Consider the following 23955-nt stretch of genomic DNA (forward strand, 5'->3'; position numbering starts at 1 on the left):
AATTCAATTATCCTTCTGAATCTAAAAACCATAGCTCCGCTTCCGCAATTGCTTTCTTTAAAGCAACTCCCGGATCGGTTCCATCATCAAGATAACCGGCAGCCAGTTCGAGCGCCTTTTCTTTTACTTCAGGCCGCAGATCTGTTAACTGATCATCAAACCCTTTAAATTTTATTTCACTCATTTTTAATTCCTTCAAATTTAAGCAAGAAACAACTGCAATCGTAGTGCATTTATTTCTTACATTCTGAACATAAGCCTTTCACCAGCAAACTTGTTTCCTGCCGCTCGTATCCACACGGTAATTTGACTTCCGGTATCTGTGCTTTCGGCAGGCAGTGGGTTTCCTGGCAATTGATGCAGTAGAAGTGCACATGCAGGTCATGATGTCCGTCGATGGTACAGGCTGGTTGACAAAGCGCAAATTTGGTAACACCTGTTCCATCATCGATCCGGTGCACTAATCCATGCTCTTCAAAAGTTTTGACACTGCGGTACAGGGTTACCCGGTCTGTTTTTTCCAGGCTTAATTCCATATCAGTTAAACTAACCGCATTAGTTTGTTTAACTAAATAATCTAATACCACTAACCGCATAGCAGTTAGATTGATCTGTTTTTCGAGTAATCTGCGTTCGAGTTCTTTCATCTTTTGCCCCTTTGCTCCAAGGCCGTTAAGCTATAATGTTCTTTTGTCGCTATTTATACATTAGGCGGACAGTATCTAATGGTGTAATCTATATAGTCTAATTGCGCATGTAGCTATCCCCTTTGTCTTGATAAATAGGGTTTATCATCTTTACTTCTTTTTAGTTCAGATAAATGCATTTGCCTTCCGAATGAACCACTACCTCAACAGGTACAACGACCATTAGTTTGCTGAATGTGCTGATATGAACAGTGACGTACATGCCGGTATCAGGTTAATTCGCCGTATTCAGCGGCTACTATAATAAAGAAATTCAGATACGGCCCTAGTATGTTGGCAGGGTGTCAGGCTCCAGCACAAAGATCAGAGCGCACATAGATTGAATTGCAATATTCGTGCTGTAGAACCAAACAAATATTTTTTATTGTGTAAATTCCACTTATAACGCAAGATATGTGCAAAAAAAGATCACATAAATTAGATTGCCATTGGTATATCTTCTACAATTTTAATAAATAGTGACAACTTAGTATATTATAAAGAGTTATAATAATCAACATGGGTGCGACACAAAGTCAATATCTTTTTACATTGTGAATTAAAAAGACTATTGTTATTAGTTTATACTGGTTTTTTATGTTTCAACTTCGTCATATATATTAATATCACAATGATAAAATTTAACGAAATATATAATAACCGCAAAACCTTATCCAGTTCAAAATTATAATGCTAACATGTTCATAAAATGAAGAAATGTTTAGTTTTTTTCTTTTTACTCTTTGGAACTATATACGCCAAAGCTCAAACAATTATATTAAACGGAAGTGTTAAGGACTTTGATTCTAAAAACTTTTTACAGGGCGTTACTGTTCGGGTTGGTGAAACAAGTACTGCAACGGACTCATTAGGGAAATTTAAAATTACAGTTGAACTTACCCAATTCAAACAGCAGGGTATTCGTTTTACGAATGTAGGGTATAAGCAATTATTTCTAAATTATACCAGTGATTATACTTTTGATATAGAATTGAGAGCAAGTTATGTAGAGCTTGCCGAAGTCAGAATTATGGGTACAGGCACGGCCATATTAAAAAAGGCAATAAGTCGTATTCCGAATAATTATCCGCAAAGACCCTATATATTAACAGGCGCGATGGGGCTGCAATATTTAAGGAACCGGTCAGATCTATTCAATAGCGTTGCTATCGTGCAAATATATGTCCCATCGTATAATGCAAATAAGCAGGAAAATGTAAAATTGATTCAAAATAAGATTGATACCATTACTGATAAATCTTTAATTTTTATAAAATGGATAGGAGGATATTTAACAGTTCCTCATGCCGACATCATCAATAATCGAGAACCTTTTATTACAGCATCTAAAGTAAAAGACTTTCAATATCAGTTGATGCAAAACAGAATGTACCATGATAGGAATGTTTATGTCATCAATTTTTCGCAAAGAGATTCTACTCAAAAGCAAAAAGCCACCAGCGGAACTTTATATATAGATACAGCCACTTATGCTTTTGTTGGTGCCGACATTAGTTATTTTAACGTTACCCGCTATGGCACTTTACCCAAGTCAAAGCTTCAGTACCACATTGCTTATAGTCCTTTAGGTAATAGTTGGTACATACAAGAAGCCTTCATGAAAGGTAATACGATTTATAAAAATGAAAATCCAACTACAATAACTAATTATATCACCTCAAAAATAGACACATCCAATATCAAACCATTTGCCTATGGGGATATAATTCAAGAAAATGATATAACACAAAACATTTCAAAACAAGGGGATTCTTCAATTTGGCTTAAAGCTGATACACTGCTTAGTCATTCTGAGCGATATAATTATTTAAGCAAACTTTCTGCTGATATAACTGATACCATACGAACAAACAGGAACTCAGTAAAGCAAAAAAGCAGTTGGTTAAATTATTTTACGAAGGATAATTTTCATTATTCGTTAACTTTTATAAAATTCCCGGTTAATATTGTAAACTCACCTACACACATTTCAAATTTTGTAAAATACGGATTTCAGATAGGGACGTATTTTCGCCTATATAGATCCTTGTTTTTTCAATTTGAAGGATCGGGAAACACAGGTACGGATAAAATTAATTTTTCCCGATATGCTTTTCATTTGTCGAATGACATTGTGCTAAACGAATCTGCACACGCTATTACATTGGCACCTTATTTTGGATACAACCTATTATCAATTGATGAGAAGAACGAGAATAAAACGGGCCGGGCAAATTATTTTGTTTATGGGACCTCCGGTGCTTACGAAATAACCCATAACGTTTCTTTACTGATTTCCGTCGCCCGGAATCATTTTACGCTCTCTGGTAACACTCATTTTCAACCAACAAATACAACTATTTTCGCTGGTGTGCTTATAAAACGATAATTGAAATTGGCTGAAACGGTAAATAGCTGGTATATTAATCCAGTTTGTTTTCAGCTTCATATCCTAATTTAGGTAACTTTGTGTATAACATCGGTTAATTATTATAACTTAGCCTGCAATGAAGTTTGCCTGTTATCTTTTACTTATCATGATCACGTGGCTGGTAATGGTTCCCTGCATGGATTCCCGCGCAGCGAAAACTGACCAGCCGACCGTTCGTCAGGTCCCGTTAAAGAATTTCAGTCTATGTTCGGCAACAGTTGATGATTGCTCCCCATTCTGTTCTTGTACCTGTTGCAGCACTCCGTCACTTTATAAAGATTGTGCGGACCACTCAGCCATCCCAACATTTTACGCTGGTCATTATTTTTCCGTTGATCAGGACGACCTACCCGTAGCAGCTGCGCCGGTCTGGTTGCCTCCCAAAATATTAGCTTAACCTTTCTCCCGAGCCCTTTCAGGCTCTCTGTAGTTCCGTAAGATCCCGGCGGAAATCTCATGTATCAACAATTTAATCTTCCCACCCAATATTTCGGTGAGAGTCAACCTGTGAATTATCGCCGGACAGCCGTGCGTTTAATTCTTATATAGAAAAATAATGACTATCCTATCAAAAATCAAACACGACTTACCCGCAGGTTTAGTAGTATTTCTCGTCGCCTTGCCGTTATGCCTCGGCATTGCAATGGCATCCGGAGCGCCACTGCTTTCCGGAATTATTTCTGGTATCATAGGTGGTATCGTAGTCGGCTCAATAAGCGGTTCGCAAACCAGTATCAGCGGGCCGGCCGCCGGCTTGGCGGCTGTCGTTCTGGCCGCCATCAACAAACTGGGCGGCTTTGAAGTTTTCTCATCAGCTTTGCTGATTGCCGGTGCGTTGCAGTTTTTAAGCGGTATATTCAAAGCCGGCTTTATCGCAAACTATATCCCTTCCAATGTCATTAAGGGTCTATTGGCCGCTATCGGCATACTTCTTATTCTTAAGCAGATACCCCTTGCTTTTGGTTATAATAGTGGCCATCAGGATGACTTTGCCTTCGTACAGGCTAATGGAGAGAACACAATTACCCATTTATACCATGCCTTATTTCATATTACACCGGGAGCCGTTATTATCAGTTTCCTTTCGGTGCTGATTCTGGTTTTTTGGGACATCATGCCGTTAAAAAAAATCAAATTTTTTCCGGCATCGCTTGTTGTTGTGCTGCTTGGGATCGGTATAAATCAACTATTCCGTTTTTTTAAACCTATACTTTATCTTGGTCAAAAGCACCTGGTAGCGCTTCCTGCTGTTAAGCCTGGTGATCTGTCCTCTTTCTTACATTTGCCAGATCTTGCCTCACTGACCAACTACAACGTTTGGTTAACTGCGTTCACCATCGCTGTTGTGGCCTCGCTGGAGACGCTGTTAAATTTGGAAGCAATAGATAATATTGATCCACATAAACGGCAGTCTCCGCCTAATAAAGAACTGGTCGCACAGGGCGTTGGTAATATTTTAGCAGGGTTGACGGGCGGTCTGCCCGTTACTTCGGTGATCGTCCGCAGTTCAGTCAATATTAATGCAGGCGCAAAAAGCAAGGCTTCCAGCGTTATCCATGGTATTTTCCTTCTGCTGGCGATCTTGTTTTTAAGTCCTTTTATCAATCTGATACCTTTTGCCTCTTTAGCGGCCATATTAATGGTGACAGGTTACAAGCTGGCGAAGATTTCCATCTTTAAAGAGATGTATGCGAAAGGCTGGACACAGCTCATTCCGTTCGTTGTAACAATCACTGCCATCATTTTTACTGACCTGCTGATGGGCATCCTGATCGGTCTGGCCGTCAGTTTATTCTATCTTTTAAAAAGCAATTACAGCAATCCGTTCCTGCTTGAAAGGAACCAGCTCCAGCAGGGTGAAACGATCCGGCTGGAATTACCCAGTCAGGTTTCCTTTCTAAACAAGGCGGGTATAAAAGATACGCTGTTAACGGTTCCGGCCGGTTCTAATGTTATTATTGATGGTAGTAAAGCTGACTTTATTGATAACGATGTGTTGGAATTATTCGATGATTACAAGAATGTGGTCGCACCGGAAAAGCAAATCATGCTGAACATGATCGGCATCAGGTCAGCTTATCAACTGTCAGACCATGTGCAGTTTGTTAATGTGTTAGACCGTCAGGCGCAACAGCAACTTACTCCGGAACAGATAGTAAATTTGTTAAAAAGCGGAAATGAGCGGTTTAGACAAGGAAAATGGAATGCGAAGTATTTCCGGCATCAGGTCAATGCGACCTCATCAGGCCAATTTCCTATGGCGGTGATCATCAGCTGCATCGATTCGAGGACATCGCCAGAGATCATCTTTGATGTCAGCCTCGGGGATATTTTGTCTATCCGTATAGCAGGCAATATTGTCAGCAATGAGATCATCGGCAGTTTAGAACTCGCTATCAGGGAAATGGGGGTAAAACTGGTCGTTGTTATGGGGCATTCCAAGTGCGGAGCTGTGGGCGCCGCGATAAATGCTATGGATGATGAGAATATCGGCTTTGTTACCAGGAAAATCAATCCGGCCATCGTTACAGCCAAAAACATTAGCCCTGTTTTTGACGGTGACGAATTCTCTGAGCGGGTGGAGCACATTAACATTAGCAATTCTATCGAGGAGATCTTAAACGGCAGCCCGCTGATCCGGCAACAAAACCATGAAGGTAAAGTTGGCCTTTTAGCCGCTTACTATGATACCGCAACCGGAATTATAGCATTCAAAGGGCTCATATGGTGTTGACCCCTATCTATTTGAAGTAAGTGAATTACAAATTTAATCCTTTAAACTATGAAAATATCCTTAATTTTAATAATAAGCCTGTTTTGCCTGAGGTCAAGCCAGGCTCAATCACAAACCTTAAATCTGGGAGGCGCAGCACCTAAAGGCTATTATGCCGAACTGCCCTATGAATTCATCGGAGGAAAGATCATTATAAAGGCAGAACTTGGCGGGAAGTTGCGCAGGTTTTTATTGGATACAGGTGCCCCTGTTGCAATCAGTAAGGGATTATCTGCCGAATTAAAAGCTGACCTCATTTATAATAACATGATCAGGGACGTTAATGGCGTGGCTGATTCCGGAGCCGTGGTCAGATTGGGCCATATCCGATTGGGTAATATCGATTTTGTTGATATCCCGGCGGTAGTGGTTGAATCGGATTTTTATAAGTGTTTTGACATTGAGGGGGTCATCGGCAGTAATCTGTTCAGAAATTCGATGATTACCATCGCCGGCGATAGAAGGCTGGTCATTATCACCGACCAGCCGGACAAACTAAAATTAAATCCTAAAAGCAGTGTGCCAATGATCACTACCGGAAAGAACAACCAGCAAAGCAATCCTTTTATTAAGGTCACATTGAAACATGGCGTCGGCATGTTATTAGGGTTCGATACAGGCGATAGTGATTTCATGCGTTTTACCGATGACTATATGAAGCAATTACAGAATAAAGGGGTTTATGACATTGTAGCGAAAGGATATGGTGCGAACAGTGTCGGTCTCTTCGGATTGCAGGCGGTTGCCGATAAATACCTGCTGAAATTAAGTGCCATAAGTATCGGCTTGGCACGCTTCAATAATGTGATTACGGAAACCAATAAAGGCGGCTTACCGGCGATGGGAACGAAGCTCTTAGAATATGGAAATGTCACGCTTGACTTTATTAAAGGTAAATTTTATTTTGATGCTCATAAACCCGTCCATGACCTGAACCGAAAGACCTGGCCTTTTCAACCAGTGGTTTCTGACGGCAAACTTGTGGTGGGGCTGATCTGGGACAAGAGCGGGAATTCGGTAAAACCGGGTGAACAAATTACAGAAATCGACGGCAAAGCCTATCCGAGCGTAAGCCTATGCGAGATGATCACGAGCAAACAACCTTTGTTGGCCGGAAAAGAATCCGCGATTATTTTGATAAAGGATCAACAAGGCAAAAGCCGAAAATTATTGATCACAAAAAATTAAAGTATGCATAAACTCAAATAATCAATAATCAAATCTACATAAGATGGAATTAATAACTGGTTTAGCAATAATCTCTTTGATATCGATTGCTGAAATTCTCAGTTTTTTGGAAATCGTTCTTTCTCTGGGTTCAACTAAGGGGCCGAAGGGAAAGGGGCGCCTGGGACATGCTATCTCAGATAAAATAATACGCATGCTCGCCTCTTTTCAAAGTAACCCGTCTTTTTGTTTTATATGTCGATCATTACGTTCAGCATTAATGTCCTGTCCAATATTATTCAAAACTAAACGATCAATAGCACTATGAAAGATCAAAACGAACCAAAAAAGCGGGAAGGAAAAAGAGCGTGGTTTAAAAATATAAGATTTCCGTCCTTCTGGGAGGGGATCATTTATATTATCTTATCTATTCTGATTGGCATCGCTTTATTGGGTAAAATACTCCTGCCTTATCTGTAGTGTTGCCCAACAAAACTACCGGTCTGAATAACTTCTTAAACATTATTAATGAAAAAACTAATCATATTTGACCTTGATGGCACTTTAGCTAAAAGCAAGGCGCCGCTTGACACTGAGATGGCGGAATTGCTAACCCGCTTACTCACTACGGCTAAGGTCGCCGTAATCTCTGGCGGAGACTGGCCGCAATTTGAAAAACAGGTACTTGCGAAACTTCCGCAGAACAACCTGTTAAAAAGATTGTCGATCCTTCCGACCTGCGGAACAAAATTCTACCATTACACCACGCGCTGGGAACCGCTCTACGCTGAAAATTTTTCGAAGACCGAGAAGGAACTAATCACAAATAGCCTAAACGGGGCGCTTGCACAATCAGGTATAACGTTCAGCAAACTTTGGGGAGAACAGACGGAGGATCGCGGTAGTCAAATTACATTCTCAGGGTTAGGGCAGCAGGCACCACTGAACGAAAAAAGCAGATGGGACCCTGACTTTTCAAAACGCGCAAAGATCAAAGCGATATTGGATGCGAAGTTAACCGGCTTCTCCGTACACATGGGTGGAACAACGTCTATTGACATTACTAAACCTGGAATAGATAAAGCTTATGGAATATATAAGTTAAGGGATATTCTGAAGATAAGTGTCTTGGAAATGATCTTTTTAGGTGACGCGCTGATTCCGGGAGGTAATGATCAGCCTGTCCGCAAGACCGGAGCGGATTGCATTAAAGTGCGGGATCCGGAAGAGACCAAGCGTGTGATAGAGGGAATAATCGCTTGTTTAGCCGGAGTTAACACGAATAAATGAGAACCAGCATACTTTATTTGTCTCTTGTTTTTGCTTTGTACGATCGCAGCAAAGCGTTGATTTATTTAGGCATGGTCGTCAGCACATATGCGGCTTATCATCGTTTGGCCGTCAAAGATGAATGCTACTTCAGCGAAGGCAGCCGGATAAATTAGGGCTACGCTTAATATGAAAAAGACCGGCAACCAGTTTGATATGATCTATACCAAATTTCTAATCAAACATATTAGAGAACAGTTTATTTAAGTTTCCACCAGGCGACTGGAAGCTAAATGATAACCAACAGGCGTTCAAAGTCATTACAATTTAGGCCGCAAAAAATTAGTAAACTTAAAGACGATGAATAGTGGTGTAGATTCAGAGGCGTAATTGGGTTATCGCATAATAAAATCAAAAGGCCCTATATTCTGTTCGGGCCTTTTGATAAGATCAGGGTTTTTTAATATGGTGCTCCGATTCCTCGTGATGTTCCTCTTCCTGATGATGTTCCGGCTCATCGTGATGTTCCGGTTCGTTTTCGTGTCCCGGTGCCTCATGGTGTTCGGGATGTACATGGTGCTCCTTGTGCTCGTGATGTTCCGGGTGCTGATCTTTTTCCGGCTGTTCTTGATTTCCTGGTGTCATAATTAAATTTTATATTGGTAATTATTAAATAACAGGAATAACCAACAATAAGTTTCATCGGTGTACAACAAAAGTTAGAAGTTAACAACTAATTCATTGCCAAAAAATCAAATTACTATCTGTAAATTTTGATCAAATTACTTTATAACCACCGCCTGTATTGCTTTAGTTCTTTTGTAATGCAGTAAATATTTCGGTGATCGAAAGGCGATTAACTTTTAGCCGGTCAGCGTCTACTGAGATTACATATTGTTCCGGTTATCCGCCGAAACTGCCGACACTTGCCATACCGGGTAATTTTTATAAAGCCACTACCTTTACCTTTATAAAAGGAGTGGTCAATTTTCATAAAGGTCTATCGCATCATGTTCATGATGGTAGACCAGTAAATCGGCAAAAAATAGTTTTATAATAAAATGCTGTCATCGTTAATGTTTGCTGATCACATGATAGTATTGTAAAATCGCTTCAACTATGATCAGTAACATACCTATGGCCAGGATGATCATTCCGAAAATTCGGATTATTTTTATCCATAAGGGGCGCGGTTGAGTTTTTCGTGTATAATGAACTGTACGATTTGCCGCCGTCCCTTTCCTTTTATTTCGGGCCATTACTTTCGGAAGAGGTTTAAGTTGTCAATATACTTTCCAAAAATTTTCTTGAAACGCTAATAATGCTGCTGTTGTTGATTTTAATTACGGCGGATTGATCGAAATCAATAATTTGCTCGACCATAAGTTTTGATCCGATTTTTATGTTCAGCTGTTTCAGGTAATTTAAAAACATGGATGAACTGTCTTTCACACCAACAACTTCTAACTCAATTCCAATAGCCGAATCCGCTAATAATTTCCCCGATACCTTCGAGATGTTGCCTTTGATATCCGGTATGGGGTGGCCATGCGGGTCGAATTGAGGAAATCCCAGGAATTTATCCAGACGGTCCGCTAATTCCGGGTGATGGACATGCTCTAACTGTTCGGCGATATCGTGTATCTCTTCCCAGGAAAATTCCAGTTTTTCAGCCAATAAAACTTCCCACAACCGGTGTTTCCGGACAATATCTATCGCTGCTTTTTCACCCGCAGTCGTTAGACTTGCACCTTTCTTTTTGTCATAATCAACCAATTCCTTAGCCGTCAATTTTCTGAGCATACTAATTACGGAGGCTGCAGTATTCTCTAATGATGCGGCCAGCGTTGTGATACTGACCTTCTCCTTGCTGTTTCTGCTTGAATGAAAAATAGCCTTTAAGTAATTTTCTTCTGATAATGTGCTTGTCATGATTATACAGTTTTACTTCCTCCCACTTATTTGCATTATATGAGGGCACATATATTTTTACTATTGCATCACTATTGAATAGATCTGACCGATTCCTTAAATATTGCAGCCGCATTGCGCCTATTAAATATAAGGTTTTTGCGGGTAATTAGCAGGAATACGACTTATAGCCTTTTTTAATATGGCTGAGCCCGTGCCCACAATTCTGACTTCTGCAAGTTCTACATAACTTGCTCGCAATTCTATGTCAAGGTATAATTGCTGGTATAATTTAGAAATAATTGCTTGTATCCCACATTTGTAAAGCGAATACTCTGCTGTTTAAATTGGGAAGCTCAACCGTGATTTTAAATTTTCCTAATAAGTCACTTGCGGTACTTGTCTCACCATCCGTACTGCCACATCCTGTAAAAAGTTTTCAGAATCAAAGTCCCTAACGATTCCATTTAAGACAATATTTGGGGCATTGCAGCATATAATATCAACGAGTAGAAAGACAAAAGTTAAATCTCTCCATTTAAATCAATATAAGGAATATAAAAAAAGCCCAGTCAGGTATCAATAACCACAACTGGGCTTAAGTGAGGTTGGATTATGGATTGACTAAATCTTCAAGGCCGCCCCCAACACTTAAGATGGCTCCTTCAACAAATAGGCGTTACCACCGGTTGCAACAAGCAAAATTGCACATATTGGCAATCTGGAGTATTTTTTTAATTTACAGTCGAGTTCGCATGTGTTTAATATCATCTATGTAAGGATCTACAGTTACAATGTTACTTTCAGTGAACATTCATGGCAATTATTCCATCAAAAGCTAGTCGGTGAATCATGTTAATAAATTTACTTCGTTTTACCGTTGATAATATATAACACTACAGAAAGTAATCATATTATTTAGCATGTTAAAGGCTTAAATTATGGCAAAAAAAGGAAAAGAAATAATGAAGCGATTACCCAATAATTCCTGCTAATTATCATCGAGATTACATTTTCATTCCACTCATGCTGTTATCATTTCCATTTTTAAATATTGCTTCACTATTCAATAAATAGGCACCACCCGTTACAACAATATCCCCCTTATTTAAACCTGAAAGGACAGGCATATAGCTTGGATTTCCAGACCCTGTTTTTATCATCCTGGGTGAAAAGCTACCATCGGAATTTTTAATCCAAACCATATTGCCTTTTCCGCTGGTTAAAACAGCAGCGGCAGGAACGGCTAACGAACGCTGTTTGCCATTGGCAATGGAAATATAGGCCATCATTCCGGGTCTTATCAGGCCCTGCGAGTTAGGAACACTGAGCCTGATCAAATCTACTTTGGAGGCATCCGATAATTCAGGGTTAATAAATTCAATCTTACCGGCGATGACCTGTCCGCCCAAATCAGGAAAGGAAACATTTAGGCGGTCATTTACTTTATAATTTGCGGTTTCGCTGGCATATAATTGAGCCTCCACCCATAAATTATTTAATGCTTGCGTTTTCAGTACCGACATGCCTTCGGTTACATAATCTCCCTCATGAACGGTTATGTCACTCACTGTCCCGCTGATTTTACTTAAAACAAATGTCGTCGCAGCTACTTTTTCAGAAGCTGCTAAGTTCCTGATCTGTGCCGGAGACAAGCCCCATAATTGTAATTTATTTTCGGCAGCACTGATCAGTTGTGGATAATCTACATCCGGGTTATGCAGCACTTTTTGCTGCTGTTTGGCCAGCAGGTATTCCTTTTCTGCTTCCAGCAGGTCTTCACTGTAAATGGAATACACCGGCTGCCCCACTGCTATTTTTTCGCCGACAGCTTTGACGAATAATTGCTGTATCCGGCCTGCGATCCTGGCGCTTAATTCTGACGCAGTATTTTCATTAGTGGTTACCGTTCCGGTCAGTGTCTTTTCAAGCCCGACATTTTCTTCCCGAACCGTGTCCGTCCGGATACCTGCTAACTGGATCTGTGCGGCAGTTAAAGTGATCTTGTTCATATCGGCACCGCTATTGCCGCCTGCAAGTTCGACTTTGATCAGCTTCATTCCACAGATCGGGCAATTGCCCGGATGGTCTTCATGAATCTGCGGGTGCATGGAACAGGTATAATAAGCTTTGCTTTGCGTTTTTGTCACCGGCTGTGGTTTTTGCTTACAGGCGGCGAACAGCGCAGCGATCAGTAATGAAAAGGCTAATAATCGAAATGCTTTTAGCCATATATATTGTTTGATCCTGTTATTCATTGCCTGATGTTTTAATAAAACTTTCACTGTCTGTTAAATATTGGGCATCTGAGGCCAGGCTATCCGTAACAGATAAACCTTTTGTAATTTGTATTTCATTCCCATTTTTAACACTTGCAAGAACCTGATGAGCTTGAAATGATGCGCCTTTTTTTAGCCATACTACCTGGGTTCTCCCAAGGTCCAATAATGCCGATCTTGGTATCCATAGACCCTTTGTTTCCCCGGTTTGTATGGTGGCTTTGACCAGGCTATTTACTTTCAGCGCATGATCCATATTGTCTATATAAACCCGGATACTGGTGGTTTTATCACCATCTTGTAAAGTAGGCTCTATGAAATTGACTTTACCGCGGATCGTTTTACCCGGCATATCCGGCAGGGTGATCTCTACAGGCTGGTTTAATTTCAAACCGGCAATGACAGAGCGGTCGATTTTAATGATCGCCCATAACTGATGCGGGTTTACCACATTAAAAATATTCTGCCCTTTTTCGACATACATGCCCTCTTTAATGGCTAAAGGCAGGTTATTGGAAAAGTCCGAAGCGGCTTTTTGATTTGCCGGGCCGCCCATTTGACTATGCGGCATATCATGTACGTGTCCATCATAGGGACTGTACACCGGCAGACTATAAAACGGTTTACCGCTTTTGATTACCTGGGTCACCTGTGGCATGGTCATTCCCAATAACAGTAGTTTTTGTTTGGCCGCATTGATCAATCCCGTTTCCGCTGCTGAGTTTTTGCTCAGATAAATCAGGTCTTGCTGCGCGGCAACCATATCCGGGCTGTAAATATCAAAGATGCGCTGGCCGGTATGTATTTCCTGGAAAGCATATTTGATATAGAGCTTTTCGATACGCCCCGAAAAACGGGCCGCAAGGTTATTAAATGTCCGGGAATCAAAATCAAGGTATCCCTGGGCCGTTATTTGGGTTGGAATGGACTTTTCTTCAGGGCTAATTGCACTAATGTCGGCAATTACCGATGAATTAACAGGCTGTAATACTGTATTCAGACTGATGCCTGACCCTTCACTGTCCTGGCCTGACTTTTTAACCAGGGTCATCCCGCAGATGGGGCAATTACCCGGATGATCTTCCATGATCTGCGGATGCATCGGGCAGGTATATTTGACATCATTTTTTACCTGTGTTGCAACAGGTGTTTTCTTTTTATCGGAGCAGGCACTGATCAACATCGTGCTTAACAGCAGGCTGGTCAATATGATCCTAATACCTTTCATTTTCTTTTTCATAAGCTACCTGTAAGGTTAATAATTCCTGTAAGCGATCTAAAGCATCCATCCGGGCTGACTGCAAGCCTTTGATGCTATCCAATACCGATGCCAGATCGCCGGTATTCTGTTCATAAGCGAGTAGGGATGTTTTATAAGTATTCTGCAAAGCAGGAATGATATTTTGATTATAGTTTTTGAGCTGCCTTTTTTTGCTGCCCATGTCTGTTCTTAAACCGGCCAGCTGACCTTCGGCCTGGTTCAGCATATCCAGCTTCTTTTGCTGTAGTTCAGCCACCTCATACCGGATACCTTTCAGATTGGCCTTATATTCTTTGGATGCCCAGGGGACGATAGGTATGGTTACCGAAGCCATTAAAATGTATTGGTTAGCCATTCCCCCATAGCTGAACATATGCCCTGCCTGGATACCAAAATCGGGCTTGCGCTTGCTGTATTCCACCTGTGCATTTAATTGCTGTAAATCAATATTCCGGCTGATCCCTTTAATATCACTGCGGGCATTTGCAAGGCTTGCAGTATCTGTTACAGCAGTTTCGTAATCCTTTAATACCAAACTCGTATCCACTGTAAACGGCGTTTGCTTATCCCGGTTCATTAGCGTATTGAGCATGATATTCTTCTGGCTGATCTCATTGTTTAATTGTTCCCGGATATTATCCAGCTGATACAAGTCTGCTTTGGCTTTGTAAATATTAGGAAGCTTTTCCTTGCCATAGGTAAGCCGGATATTCGCGTCCTTGAGCATATACTCTAACAGGCTTTGCGTATTCTGCAATAAAGCCAGTTTTTTCTCCAGCACGACCCGATCGTAATAGTTTTGCTTTGCCTGCGCGATCAGTTGATTTTTCAGGTAGTTCTTATCCTCGGCGGTTACTTTAGACATGCCTTTCATATAATCTTGCTTCGCCCGGAGCTTCGCCGGGTTGGTGAACATCTGCTCGGCCTGGACCATAAAGGAACCTGTATTAGGGTTGACCTGGTAAGGAGTCTGGTATTGCCCTGCACTGATCTTTGGTGCATCCAGGCTTTTAGCGCCTGTAGCATAAACATCCTGTGCACTGATTTTGGCATCATAAGCCTGCAACGCCGGGTTAGCGGTAATACGTGCCAAAACGCTGTCTAAAGAGAGCCGTTGTGCTTTCACAGTACTTACGCCCGCGAAACAGATGAGCATCGTAAATATAACTTGATAGGTTTTTTTCATGATATTATTCCTTTACCTCCAATACTTCCAGCTGGCCATGCTTCTTTAATTCGTATTCCTTTACCATTAAAAAGATCAGAGGGGTAACGAGTAAAATATGGGTGGAAGAAGTTAATACCCCGCCGATCATCGGCAGCACTATGGGCAGCATCACATCGCTTCCTGTTCCGGTAGCCCAGAGTACGGGCACTAAACCAAACAGGGCCACGCAAACGGTCATGAGTTTTGGCCGCAAGCGTTTCACTGCCCCATTCATCACATAAACGCGCAGATCTTCACGTGTAATGGTTTCTTTGGAATTTCCCTTCAGGGCGACCAACTGCTGCATCGCATCGTTCAGGTAGATCACCATTACGATACCCGTTTCTACCGCGATACCAAAAAGCGCGATAAAGCCGACGGCTACCGCAACGGATAAATGCACCCCGAAGAAATACACCATGTATGCACCGCCGATCAAGGCGAAAGGAATACTAATCAAACTAAAAAATGCCTCCCTGATAGAGTGGAATGCAAAATACAAGCAGCCAAAAATGATAACCAATACAATAGGAAGAATGAGCTTTAAGGTACGTTCTGCCCTGATCAAATTTTCATACTGGCCGCTCCACTCAATAAAGTATCCTTTAGGCAGCGCTTTCACCATGCTGTTAAGCCTGTCCTGTGCTTCTTTTACCGTACTGCCCAAGTCGCGATCACGTACATTGAATAGTACGGTGCCCCGTAATAGTGCGTTTTCAGACTGGATCATTGCCGGGCCATCGCTGATCTTAATATCTGCAACGGAAGACAATGGTATCGGACCATAACTCATCGTTTGAACTAAGGTGCGCCTGATCTCATCCAGGTTACTCCGGTAATCCTGCGCAAGTCTAAGGTTAACACTGAAACGCCTGCGCCCTTCAATAGTAGGTGTCAGGTTCATCCCGCCCAATGCGCTTTCCACGACCTCGTTCACATCATCTACACTCAGTCCATATCTGCCAATTGCATCTTTGTTGACCTGAATATCCAAATATTTACCGCCGGTGATCGGGTCAACATACAGATCTTTAACACCGTTAATGCCTTGCAAAGCCTGTTTCATCTGATTGGATAAGGCATAGATCGTATCCAAATTCTGACCATATACTTTTAATCCCACATCGGTACGGATACCTGTAGAAAGCATATTGATCCGGTTGATAATAGGCTGTGTCCAGCCATTCACTACGCCGGGTATTTGTAGTTTGCTATTGAGTTCATTAATGATATCTTCCTTTTTAATACCCTTGCGCCATTCGCTGGTAGGTTTTAACAGAATGATGGTTTCCACCATGCTGATCGGAGAATTATCGGTTGCAGTATTTGCCCGGCCTGCTTTTCCTAATACATTCTTTACTTCCGGTATGCTTTTAATGATCCTGTCCTGTACCTGCAACAGTTGCTTGGCTTCAGAATTGGATACATCCGGTAAGGTAACCGGCATAAACAGGATCGTTCCTTCATCGAGCGGCGGCATAAATTCACTGCCCAAACTCAACAACAGTGGGATACTGATCAACAGTGCTATGATATTAATTCCTATTGTCGTTTTACGCCAGGTAATGCACCAGTTTAAAATGGGCCGGTAAACGCGTTCCAAAAAACGGTTCAATGGGTTACGGTCATCTGAGCTCAATTTACCTTTCAGAAAAAAGGAAATAAGTACCGGGGCCAGCGTAACTGCGAGGATCGCATCGATAGCCAGTATGAAGGTTTTTGTCCAGGCTAAAGGGCCAAACAATTTACCTTCCTGTCCTTCCAGCATAAATACCGGGAGAAAGGAAGCTACGATGATCAGCGTAGAAAAGAACACGCCACGTCCGACCTGCTTGCAGGATGCTTCTATAATTTTAATTCTTTCTGCTGTAGTCATGACTTTTCTTTTTCTTGTGCAGCGGATAAATTCCGGTGCGAGTTTTCTACCATGACGATCCCGTTATCTACGATCACCCCGATGGCCAAAGCGATACCCGTTAAGGACATGATATTGGAGGATATTCCAAAAGCATTGAGCAGGATAAAGCTGGCGGCAATGGTAATGGGAATTTGAATAATAATACTTAAAGCGCTTTTTAAACTCAATAAGAACAGGATAACGATGATAGACACCGTGATCATTTCCTCGATCAGCGTATGTTTGACAGAGCCGATAGCGTTTTCGATCAATTCGCTCCTGTCATAAGCGATCTTAAATTTCACACCCGGCGGTAAGCCTTTTTGGATATCGGCCATTTTATCTTTAACAGCATGAATAACCTTATCCGCGTTTTCGCCGTAGCGCATGACGACAATACCGCCAACCGCTTCCCCTTCACCGTTCTGATCAAATATGCCCAGGCGAAGATCACCGCCCATTTGAACAGTTGCAATATCTTTTACCCTGACAGGTATGGTTTTGATGGTTCCGATGGAAATATTTTCTACATCCTGCAAACTCTTGATATACCCGAGGCCACGGACAATATAACCGGTGCCGTTCATTTCAAACTTGCGCCCGCCCACATCATTGTTATTGCTTTTAACAGCCTTTAATACCTGTGATAGGGGAATATTATAATAGCTGAGTTTATGCGGGTCTATATTGATCTGGTACTGCTTTTCAAAGCCACCGAAAGAGGCTACTTCACTTACGCCCGGAACGGTTTGCAGCCCTAATTTGACATACCAGTCCTGTAAGGCCCGCTGTTCGCCCAGGTCAATTCCCTTAGCATCCAGTGTGTACCACAGGATATGGCCCACACCCGTTCCGTCCGGCCCGAGGGTTGGCGTGATGCCTTCCGGCAGCAAACGCTGCGCATAACTTAACCTTTCCAGTACACGACTGCGTGCCCAATATACATCTGTATTATCCTGAAAGACTACATAGACAAAGCTCATCCCAAACATGGAGGTGGCCCTTATGGCCTTTACTTTGGGGATGCCCTGCAAATTACTCACCAGCGGGTAAGTCACCTGGTCTTCCATGATCTGCGGGCTGCGGCCTTCCCATTCCGTAAATACGATTACCTGGTTTTCCGAAAGGTCGGGAATGGCATCAATAGGATTTTCTCTTACGGAATAAGCTCCCCATGCAAAAAGCACAATGGCGATCAGTAATACGATATACCTGTTTTTTAAGGACAGGGTAATAAGTTGATTGATCATCTTAAAGGTTTTGATAAGCCCGCCTATCCGCCAGGTGGCAGAGGGACGGGCTTAAATGAATTACATCTTCATTGTTTCAGCTTTCTTTTTTGCTGGTTCCTTTTTTACCAGTTCCATGCCGCATTTAGGGCATTTGCCCGGTTTGTCGCTTAATACATCCGGGTGCATACCGCAGGTGTATTGTACCTTTTCAGGTTTCACCACTGGCTTTACCTTTTTTGTTTTGGTCGTGTCTGATAAAGCTTTGACAGGCAGGCTGCCAGCAAATACGGTTGCACCGGAGAAAAGAATGGCCATAGCCATCAGGGTTACTTTTTTCATTTTTTTTAATTTGAAAATGAACAAATAGACGCGCATCCCTTAAGAATGATTAATTTTTGACAGATAATAATTGATTCGGTACTGATGGTGATAAGCATCGTAAGAAAACAAATCACTATCCGCCCTGAAGTTGCCATCTATCAAGTCGAAAGCTTTACCGTCCCTGTATATATTTTTCAAATTTTCCAGGGTAAGCGAATGTATCTTTTCCGAATCTTTCAAGCTGAAATAATAAGAAACAACGGGTTTAAAAAGATTAAGTTTACCTCCGGGACGCTCACGTTCGTATATGATGATGACGCCTCTATCCACAACTTTATACTCAGAAGGTTGATGTTGTTGAACGGCAGTAATGACAGTACTATTTGAAAGGATTTTGCTAGCATTTAAGCTATGAGCCTGAATAAGTGTTGTTGAAAACAACAATACAGGCAATATGGTTGAAAATGTGATAGTTTTCATTTTTTAAAAATTTAAATAAATATCCCACTGCATGAGTTTGCAGCAAAATTTGATTAATAAAAAAAGAGATTTGTAGGTTTAAGAGCAAGATGCTCCATTAAACCGTAAGAAAAGAGGAGAAAGGAATCAGATTCTGTAAGTACAAAACAGTGTGTAAAGCGCATCCTGAGTGGCTGGCGGCGCATGACTATTATAAGCCATGGCATTTTTGACGCTTATGTTTTCAGCAGGTATTTGGATATAATACTCAGCAATTACTACTGCAAATTGTACATATACAATGGAGCTTGCTTTTGCAAAGACATGATTGTCTTTTATCTTAAACTCTTGTTTAGTTGTTTTACAACAAGAAGGATCGGACTTGTTCGGACAATTCAGTTGTGCAGTTTTAGCAATACTGACGGTTGAAAGTTGCCCGCAGCAATAAAATCTATTTACGGAAACCCCGTAAACAGAGATTGCATAAGCAAATACGAGTAATATGGCAATTACTTTTTTCAATACACAAATATAGATAAAGAACTATTAATATTAACACGCACTACAGTAAAAAGTTTGTACAAAGCGAACTTTTATGAAAAGACAGTTGTTCACGCGCAGTCGGCCATGCTAACTGCCAATACACTATATTTAATATTTAATTAAACAATTGAGATAATCCAAAGCCATGTAATGCTTTTAAACGGGCCGCAACTAACTATTTTTGACATCAACAACAACTAACTAGCTAAAATATTAAGGCAGCAACCAAAGATCAGAATCAGATTAATTTGGCCAAGTTGAAAAAAATTGAAAAACTCTTGAAATAGCCTGTTAGATATAATAACGCCCCGTAAGCCGGGGCGTTTAAAACTAAGTTAAATTTACATTTTCATTTTACCCATTGAGGTTCCTTTTTTCATTTTCATTGGCTTTTTCTTCTTATGAAGAACTTTTTTCTTATGGGTTTGCAATACGTCAACTTTCACAGCTGAGTTTATGTTTGGTTCCGCGTAGACGCTGCCAAATGAGATTGCAGCTAAAGCAATTATACAACAAAAATTTTTCATGGTATTTTTAATTTGTTATTAAGGTACTCACGTTTACACACAATAGTCATTCCAATATTTGAAATGCTATGGATCAAACTGCAATTAATCGCGTTAACTGGCTTTAACAATTGTTATCAGACCGCATACCTCACTCGCTCCTTTTGCGTGCTAAAAGCGAATCCCCCAATGTACAATGAATATGCGGTTTTTGGTAATACAGAACTTACAAATGCAAATCGACCAACGGACAAATTTTTAAAGTGTTTGATTGGCAATTCCTGCTATCTTTTCTTTTTTGAAAATTGTTTTTTGGGTAATATTTTTTTCCTGTTGAGCAATAGGCCTTCCAGCCGGGCTATTGTCTTGTTTAAGATAACAATAATGAGAAAGGCAATAATCAACGTAATAACTAATCCAATAATTGGCCAGGTATTGTCTGCAGACGATTTTCGCCCAACAGATTTTCCATTACTCTGCATATCATTGTTTACAGGTTGCATGGTTTTCCACTCGCTTCTTATATAAGAAATGATATCCTTAACGTCCTTATTGGTCAGGTTACTGAACACCGGCATCGGCTGCTGATTAAATTTATTATAAATCTCCAATGCCTCTGGATTCTTTTTTTCAATCAGGGCCTGATTGTTTTGTATCCAACTAATCAGATAATCTTCTTTATGACCCATTGTCACCATTGGCCCTAGGGCCGGCCCCACCATTTGTTCATCTATTTTATGACAGGTGCCACAGTTGTTGGCTGTGAATAATGCCTTACCTTTGACTGGATCCTGCGCAACCGCAAATTGTATAGCCGATAGCAGAATTAAGTTAATGATTAGTAATCTACGGGTGAATTGATCTGAACTCATAGCAATAGCTTTTAATGGTTTAAAGGAGGCGGGTGATATAGCGCTTACTATTTCCGCTTTCATTTACTAAACTCGATATTAACATCCCTGTCGTGCAGATGAAAAATTATTTTTTCAATTCTCTGATCGGTCCGCCGCACTGTCAATCCATAATCTGAATATTTACTTCCGCTCGGGTGAACCCCAAAACCTTTTAAAACAGTAATATATTTGTTGGAATGCATAATGCTCATAGGAATTGGCATGACAGATGTATCCCCGGTAATATTCTCGTCAGACTTCTTAACGAAAACACTATATCCCGGATTTGTTGGCATGTTAGTTTTGACCCTGATGACTGTATTTTCCGTATGAAAGCCTGAGGCGTCCGATTGGGGGCTTATTACAATTTGTTTATTCTGATAACGACGATAACATGAAGAAAAAAAATCTATGTCGACCTGCGGTTCAGCTTTCGATTCTTTAAATAAATTAAAAAATTTTATCATTTTTTTAGCAAATGGTTAATGAGATAATTTAACATCATGATCTTCTAAATCGAGCGTAAGCTTTATAAAATTATTTTCTGCTAATCCGATTTGGATAAATCCACAATTTTTAAAAACTGAAAGCGCAGGCTTATTTTCACTGTAAATTTTTGTGTAGAGACGTTTTAATTTGAGATAGGAGAAGGCATAGTTGCTAACCAAGGATAAGGCCCTACCCGCTATTCCTTTACCCCAAAATAGTTTTTCTCCGATAAGGACATTGCATCGGGCCTCTTCATCTGAAATATTCGTTAGCTCGATATTTCCAATATGATGATCAGGAAAATTCAAGCATATGGCAAAACATTTATCTGTTGTATTCTGCAGCACATAAGATAACCAGGCAGCTTCTAAATCCATCGATATGTATTTTTCCGGATTTTCCCCGGTTAATTTCCACAGCTCTGGATCAATACTCCACTTTAAATTATTTTCCGCATCGCTAATCAGCAAAGGCCTGATGTAAATTGAATAATCCATGCCATCATTCTATTATTAATTTATAACTATTTTACTTTTAATAAGCTTGCATTAATGGCTACTACAACCGTGCTAACGGTCATTAATACAGCCCCAGCTGCCGGGCTTAATACAATACCCTGGTTATACAGCACACCGGCGGCGAGAGGCAGGGCAACCACATTATAACCGGTCGCCCAGGCTAGGTTTTGAATCATTTTCCGGTAAGTGGCTTTACCAAACAAGATCAAACTAACAATATCCTTCGGATTGCTGTTTACCAAAACGATTCCGGCGGTTTCTGCCGCAATATCACTGCCGGAGCCCACCGCAATGCCAATATCTGCCTGTGCCAGGGCAGGGGCATCATTAACGCCGTCTCCGGTCATGGCCACAAACTCGCCTTTTTGCTGTAGTTCCTTGATTTTATCTAATTTTTGATGGGGCAAAACTTCGGCAAAAAATCCATCCATTTTTAACTGGTTACTTACACTTTCGGCTACTTGTTTATTATCGCCGGTTAAAAGCAGTGATTTGATCCCGTTGTAATGCAGGGTTTGTATAGCCTCGGCCGATTCAGGGCGTATCGTATCTGATAAAGCTATATAGCCGTATAAAACGTCATTGATCATAACGAAGACCACCGTTTCGCTTCCGTTGGCCTCGAATCCCTCCGGTAGAGCGATATTCTTTCCTTTCAGATAGCCTGGGCTGATCACTTTCAGATGTTTACCCTCGACCATTGCTTCCACACCTTTACCGGTGATCGCCTGAAAGTCTTTCGCTTCCGGAACATCCAGGGAACGCTTTTTGATCTCAGCGAGGATTCCTGTGGCAATAGGGTGCTCCGAGTTTTGCTCCAGCGCGGCAACGATACGCAGTAGTTCGTTTTCCCATTTTTGATGGTCCTTGCTTTGATGGTCGATCACAACCACCCTGGCCACTTCAAATTTCCCTACCGTGAGAGTCCCTGTTTTATCAAAAACAATCGTGCTGATCTTACGGGAATTTTCAAATGCTGTCCTGTTTTTGATCAACAGGCCATGCTTGGCTGAAAGAGATGTCGATTTGGCGACTACCAGCGGAACGGCAAGCCCCAACGCATGAGGACAGCAGATCACGATCACCGTAACCATTCTTTCCATTGCAAAGGCCAGGTCTTTACCATTCGCTAACCAAAAGGCAAACGTACCTATACCTGCGATCAACGCAATAATGGTTAGCCATTTTGCCGCTTTATCAGCTAATAGCTGTGTATTGGATTTGGCATCCTGCGCATTTTTAACCAGCGTAATAACTTTTGACAAATAAGAATCTTCACCGCTATGCGTAACCTTTACCCGGAGCGAGCCGTTGCCATTTACAGAACCTGCGATTACATCCTGTCCTTTTGATTTTTGCACCGGAGTAGATTCGCCGGTTAACATAGATTCATTGAGGTAGCTTTCCCCATCTTCAATGATGCCGTCAGCCGGGATTTTTTCTCCCGGTTTGATCAGGATCAGGTCGCCAGTTTTTAAACTATCTGTTTTAATTTCGGTCGTATTTTTTCCATCAATCAAATGCGCTTCGGCAGGCATCAACTGTACTAGCAACTCCAGTTCCCTGGAAGCTCCGGCAACAGAACGCATTTCAATCCAATGGCCAAGGAGCATGATCAGGATCAGGGTGGTCAGTTCCCAAAAGAAATCCATTCCTTTCAAACCAAACACGGTCGCTGCGCTGTAAACATAAGCCACGGTAATCGCAAAGCCGATCAGGGTCATCATGCCCGGATTCTTCGCTTTCAGCTCACTCATCCAGCCGGTTAAAAACGGCCATCCGCCATAGATAAATACGACGGTTGACAGGCCGAACAGCAGATAACCCGAACCAGTGAACTGAAGATTAAGGTGCAGCCATTGCTGGATCTGCATAGAAAGCAACATCACTGGAATGGTCAATAACATCACTGCATAAAACCGCTTTTTAAAATCAGCGATCATCATTGCATGATGATCATGGCCTGTCATTCCCATTCGGGCTTGAGCATCGTTCTTGCCGTGCCCCATATGCCCGCTGTTTACTGCTGCCCCCGTGGCTTGTTTTTTATGTTCATGGGGTGATGATATGTTATTCATATCTCCGGGATGATCTTTGTGAGTGTCTTTCATTA

At 41.4% G+C, this 23955-nt stretch carries 23 protein-coding genes; 6 read left to right on the plus strand and 17 right to left on the minus strand.

What is annotated here, in order from left to right:
• Positions 1–7: 7 nt before the first annotated feature.
• Both CKK33_RS19655 and CKK33_RS18285 read right to left on the minus strand, forming a co-directional pair.
• Positions 8–184 carry a hypothetical protein gene (locus CKK33_RS19655; protein WP_198952500.1) on the minus strand — a complete coding sequence of 59 codons (177 nt, stop codon included), beginning with the start codon at positions 182–184 and terminating at the stop codon, positions 8–10.
• Between the two features lie 49 nt (positions 185–233).
• Positions 234–647: a Fur family transcriptional regulator gene (locus tag CKK33_RS18285; protein WP_095705497.1), complete on the minus strand. Its 414-nt coding sequence runs from the start codon at positions 645–647 to the stop codon at positions 234–236.
• A 748-nt stretch (positions 648–1395) separates the two neighbouring features.
• Here CKK33_RS18285 and CKK33_RS18290 point away from each other — a divergent pair.
• The 6 genes from CKK33_RS18290 to CKK33_RS19570 all read left to right on the plus strand — a co-directional run bounded on the left by CKK33_RS18290 (position 1396) and on the right by CKK33_RS19570 (position 8502).
• Positions 1396–3075, plus strand: a complete 1680-nt coding sequence (locus tag CKK33_RS18290) for a hypothetical protein (protein ID WP_095705498.1) — start codon at positions 1396–1398, stop codon at positions 3073–3075.
• A 598-nt stretch (positions 3076–3673) separates the two neighbouring features.
• Positions 3674–5851 (plus strand): SulP family inorganic anion transporter, encoded by a 2178-nt coding sequence (locus tag CKK33_RS18300; protein WP_198952501.1) that lies wholly within the window; start codon positions 3674–3676, stop codon positions 5849–5851.
• Positions 5852–5899: 48 nt separating this feature from the next.
• The gene (locus CKK33_RS18305) at positions 5900–7078 is read left to right on the plus strand and encodes a retropepsin-like aspartic protease (protein ID WP_095705500.1); all 1179 of its coding nucleotides are present in this window, start codon (positions 5900–5902) and stop codon (positions 7076–7078) included.
• A 303-nt stretch (positions 7079–7381) separates the two neighbouring features.
• Positions 7382–7537, plus strand: a complete 156-nt coding sequence (locus CKK33_RS19565) for a hypothetical protein (protein WP_158223476.1) — start codon at positions 7382–7384, stop codon at positions 7535–7537.
• 48 nt (positions 7538–7585) lie between these two features.
• A complete protein-coding gene (locus CKK33_RS18310; RefSeq protein ID WP_095705501.1) occupies positions 7586–8347 on the plus strand; it encodes an HAD-IIB family hydrolase in 762 nt (253 codons plus the stop codon).
• The gene (locus tag CKK33_RS19570; RefSeq protein ID WP_158223477.1) at positions 8344–8502 is read left to right on the plus strand and encodes a hypothetical protein; all 159 of its coding nucleotides are present in this window, start codon (positions 8344–8346) and stop codon (positions 8500–8502) included. The genes CKK33_RS18310 and CKK33_RS19570 overlap by 4 nt, the downstream gene beginning before the upstream one ends.
• Before the next feature lie 274 nt (positions 8503–8776).
• On the opposite strand, the gene CKK33_RS18315 is transcribed toward CKK33_RS19570, so the two are convergent.
• The 15 genes from CKK33_RS18315 to CKK33_RS18385 form a co-directional block, all read right to left on the minus strand.
• Positions 8777–8971 (minus strand): hypothetical protein, encoded by a 195-nt coding sequence (locus CKK33_RS18315; protein ID WP_095705502.1) that lies wholly within the window; start codon positions 8969–8971, stop codon positions 8777–8779.
• A 630-nt stretch (positions 8972–9601) separates the two neighbouring features.
• The gene (locus CKK33_RS18320) at positions 9602–10258 is read right to left on the minus strand and encodes a metal-dependent transcriptional regulator (protein WP_095705503.1); all 657 of its coding nucleotides are present in this window, start codon (positions 10256–10258) and stop codon (positions 9602–9604) included.
• Positions 10259–11244: 986 nt separating this feature from the next.
• Positions 11245–12522, minus strand: coding sequence for an efflux RND transporter periplasmic adaptor subunit (locus CKK33_RS18325; protein ID WP_143822997.1), 1278 nt, complete (start codon positions 12520–12522; stop codon positions 11245–11247).
• Positions 12488–13756, minus strand: a complete 1269-nt coding sequence (locus CKK33_RS18330; protein WP_095705505.1) for an HlyD family efflux transporter periplasmic adaptor subunit — start codon at positions 13754–13756, stop codon at positions 12488–12490. Before CKK33_RS18330 ends, CKK33_RS18325 begins: the two co-directional genes overlap by 35 nt.
• Positions 13731–14963, minus strand: coding sequence for a TolC family protein (locus CKK33_RS18335; protein ID WP_095705506.1), 1233 nt, complete (start codon positions 14961–14963; stop codon positions 13731–13733). Before CKK33_RS18335 ends, CKK33_RS18330 begins: the two co-directional genes overlap by 26 nt.
• A gap of 4 nt (positions 14964–14967) precedes the next feature.
• Entirely contained in the window at positions 14968–16860 is a 1893-nt protein-coding gene (locus CKK33_RS18340; protein WP_095705507.1) for an efflux RND transporter permease subunit, read from the minus strand.
• Entirely contained in the window at positions 16857–18131 is a 1275-nt protein-coding gene (locus CKK33_RS18345) for an efflux RND transporter permease subunit (RefSeq protein WP_095705508.1), read from the minus strand. Before CKK33_RS18345 ends, CKK33_RS18340 begins: the two co-directional genes overlap by 4 nt.
• 60 nt (positions 18132–18191) lie before the next feature.
• Positions 18192–18452, minus strand: a complete 261-nt coding sequence (locus tag CKK33_RS18350) for a heavy metal-binding domain-containing protein (protein ID WP_233138261.1) — start codon at positions 18450–18452, stop codon at positions 18192–18194.
• A gap of 39 nt (positions 18453–18491) precedes the next feature.
• Positions 18492–18914, minus strand: a complete 423-nt coding sequence (locus CKK33_RS18355; RefSeq protein ID WP_095705509.1) for a hypothetical protein — start codon at positions 18912–18914, stop codon at positions 18492–18494.
• A gap of 126 nt (positions 18915–19040) precedes the next feature.
• Complete coding sequence (locus tag CKK33_RS18360; RefSeq protein WP_095705510.1) at positions 19041–19415, minus strand: hypothetical protein; 375 nt, start codon at positions 19413–19415, stop codon at positions 19041–19043.
• A 362-nt stretch (positions 19416–19777) separates the two neighbouring features.
• Positions 19778–19963 carry a hypothetical protein gene (locus CKK33_RS19765; RefSeq protein WP_095705511.1) on the minus strand — a complete coding sequence of 62 codons (186 nt, stop codon included), beginning with the start codon at positions 19961–19963 and terminating at the stop codon, positions 19778–19780.
• 263 nt (positions 19964–20226) lie between these two features.
• The gene (locus tag CKK33_RS18370; protein WP_095705512.1) at positions 20227–20877 is read right to left on the minus strand and encodes a c-type cytochrome; all 651 of its coding nucleotides are present in this window, start codon (positions 20875–20877) and stop codon (positions 20227–20229) included.
• Positions 20874–21302: a hypothetical protein gene (locus CKK33_RS18375; protein ID WP_095705513.1), complete on the minus strand. Its 429-nt coding sequence runs from the start codon at positions 21300–21302 to the stop codon at positions 20874–20876. The genes CKK33_RS18370 and CKK33_RS18375 overlap by 4 nt, the downstream gene beginning before the upstream one ends.
• A 15-nt stretch (positions 21303–21317) precedes the next feature.
• Complete coding sequence (locus CKK33_RS18380) at positions 21318–21821, minus strand: GNAT family N-acetyltransferase (RefSeq protein WP_095705514.1); 504 nt, start codon at positions 21819–21821, stop codon at positions 21318–21320.
• Positions 21822–21847: 26 nt separating this feature from the next.
• On the minus strand, positions 21848–23953 hold the full coding sequence (locus CKK33_RS18385) for a heavy metal translocating P-type ATPase (RefSeq protein WP_233138262.1): 2106 nt from the start codon (positions 23951–23953) through the stop codon (positions 21848–21850).
• Positions 23954–23955 lie beyond the last annotated feature (2 nt).

It is taken from the genome of Mucilaginibacter sp. MD40, assembly GCF_002288635.1.
In the GTDB taxonomy this organism is placed as follows: domain Bacteria; phylum Bacteroidota; class Bacteroidia; order Sphingobacteriales; family Sphingobacteriaceae; genus Mucilaginibacter.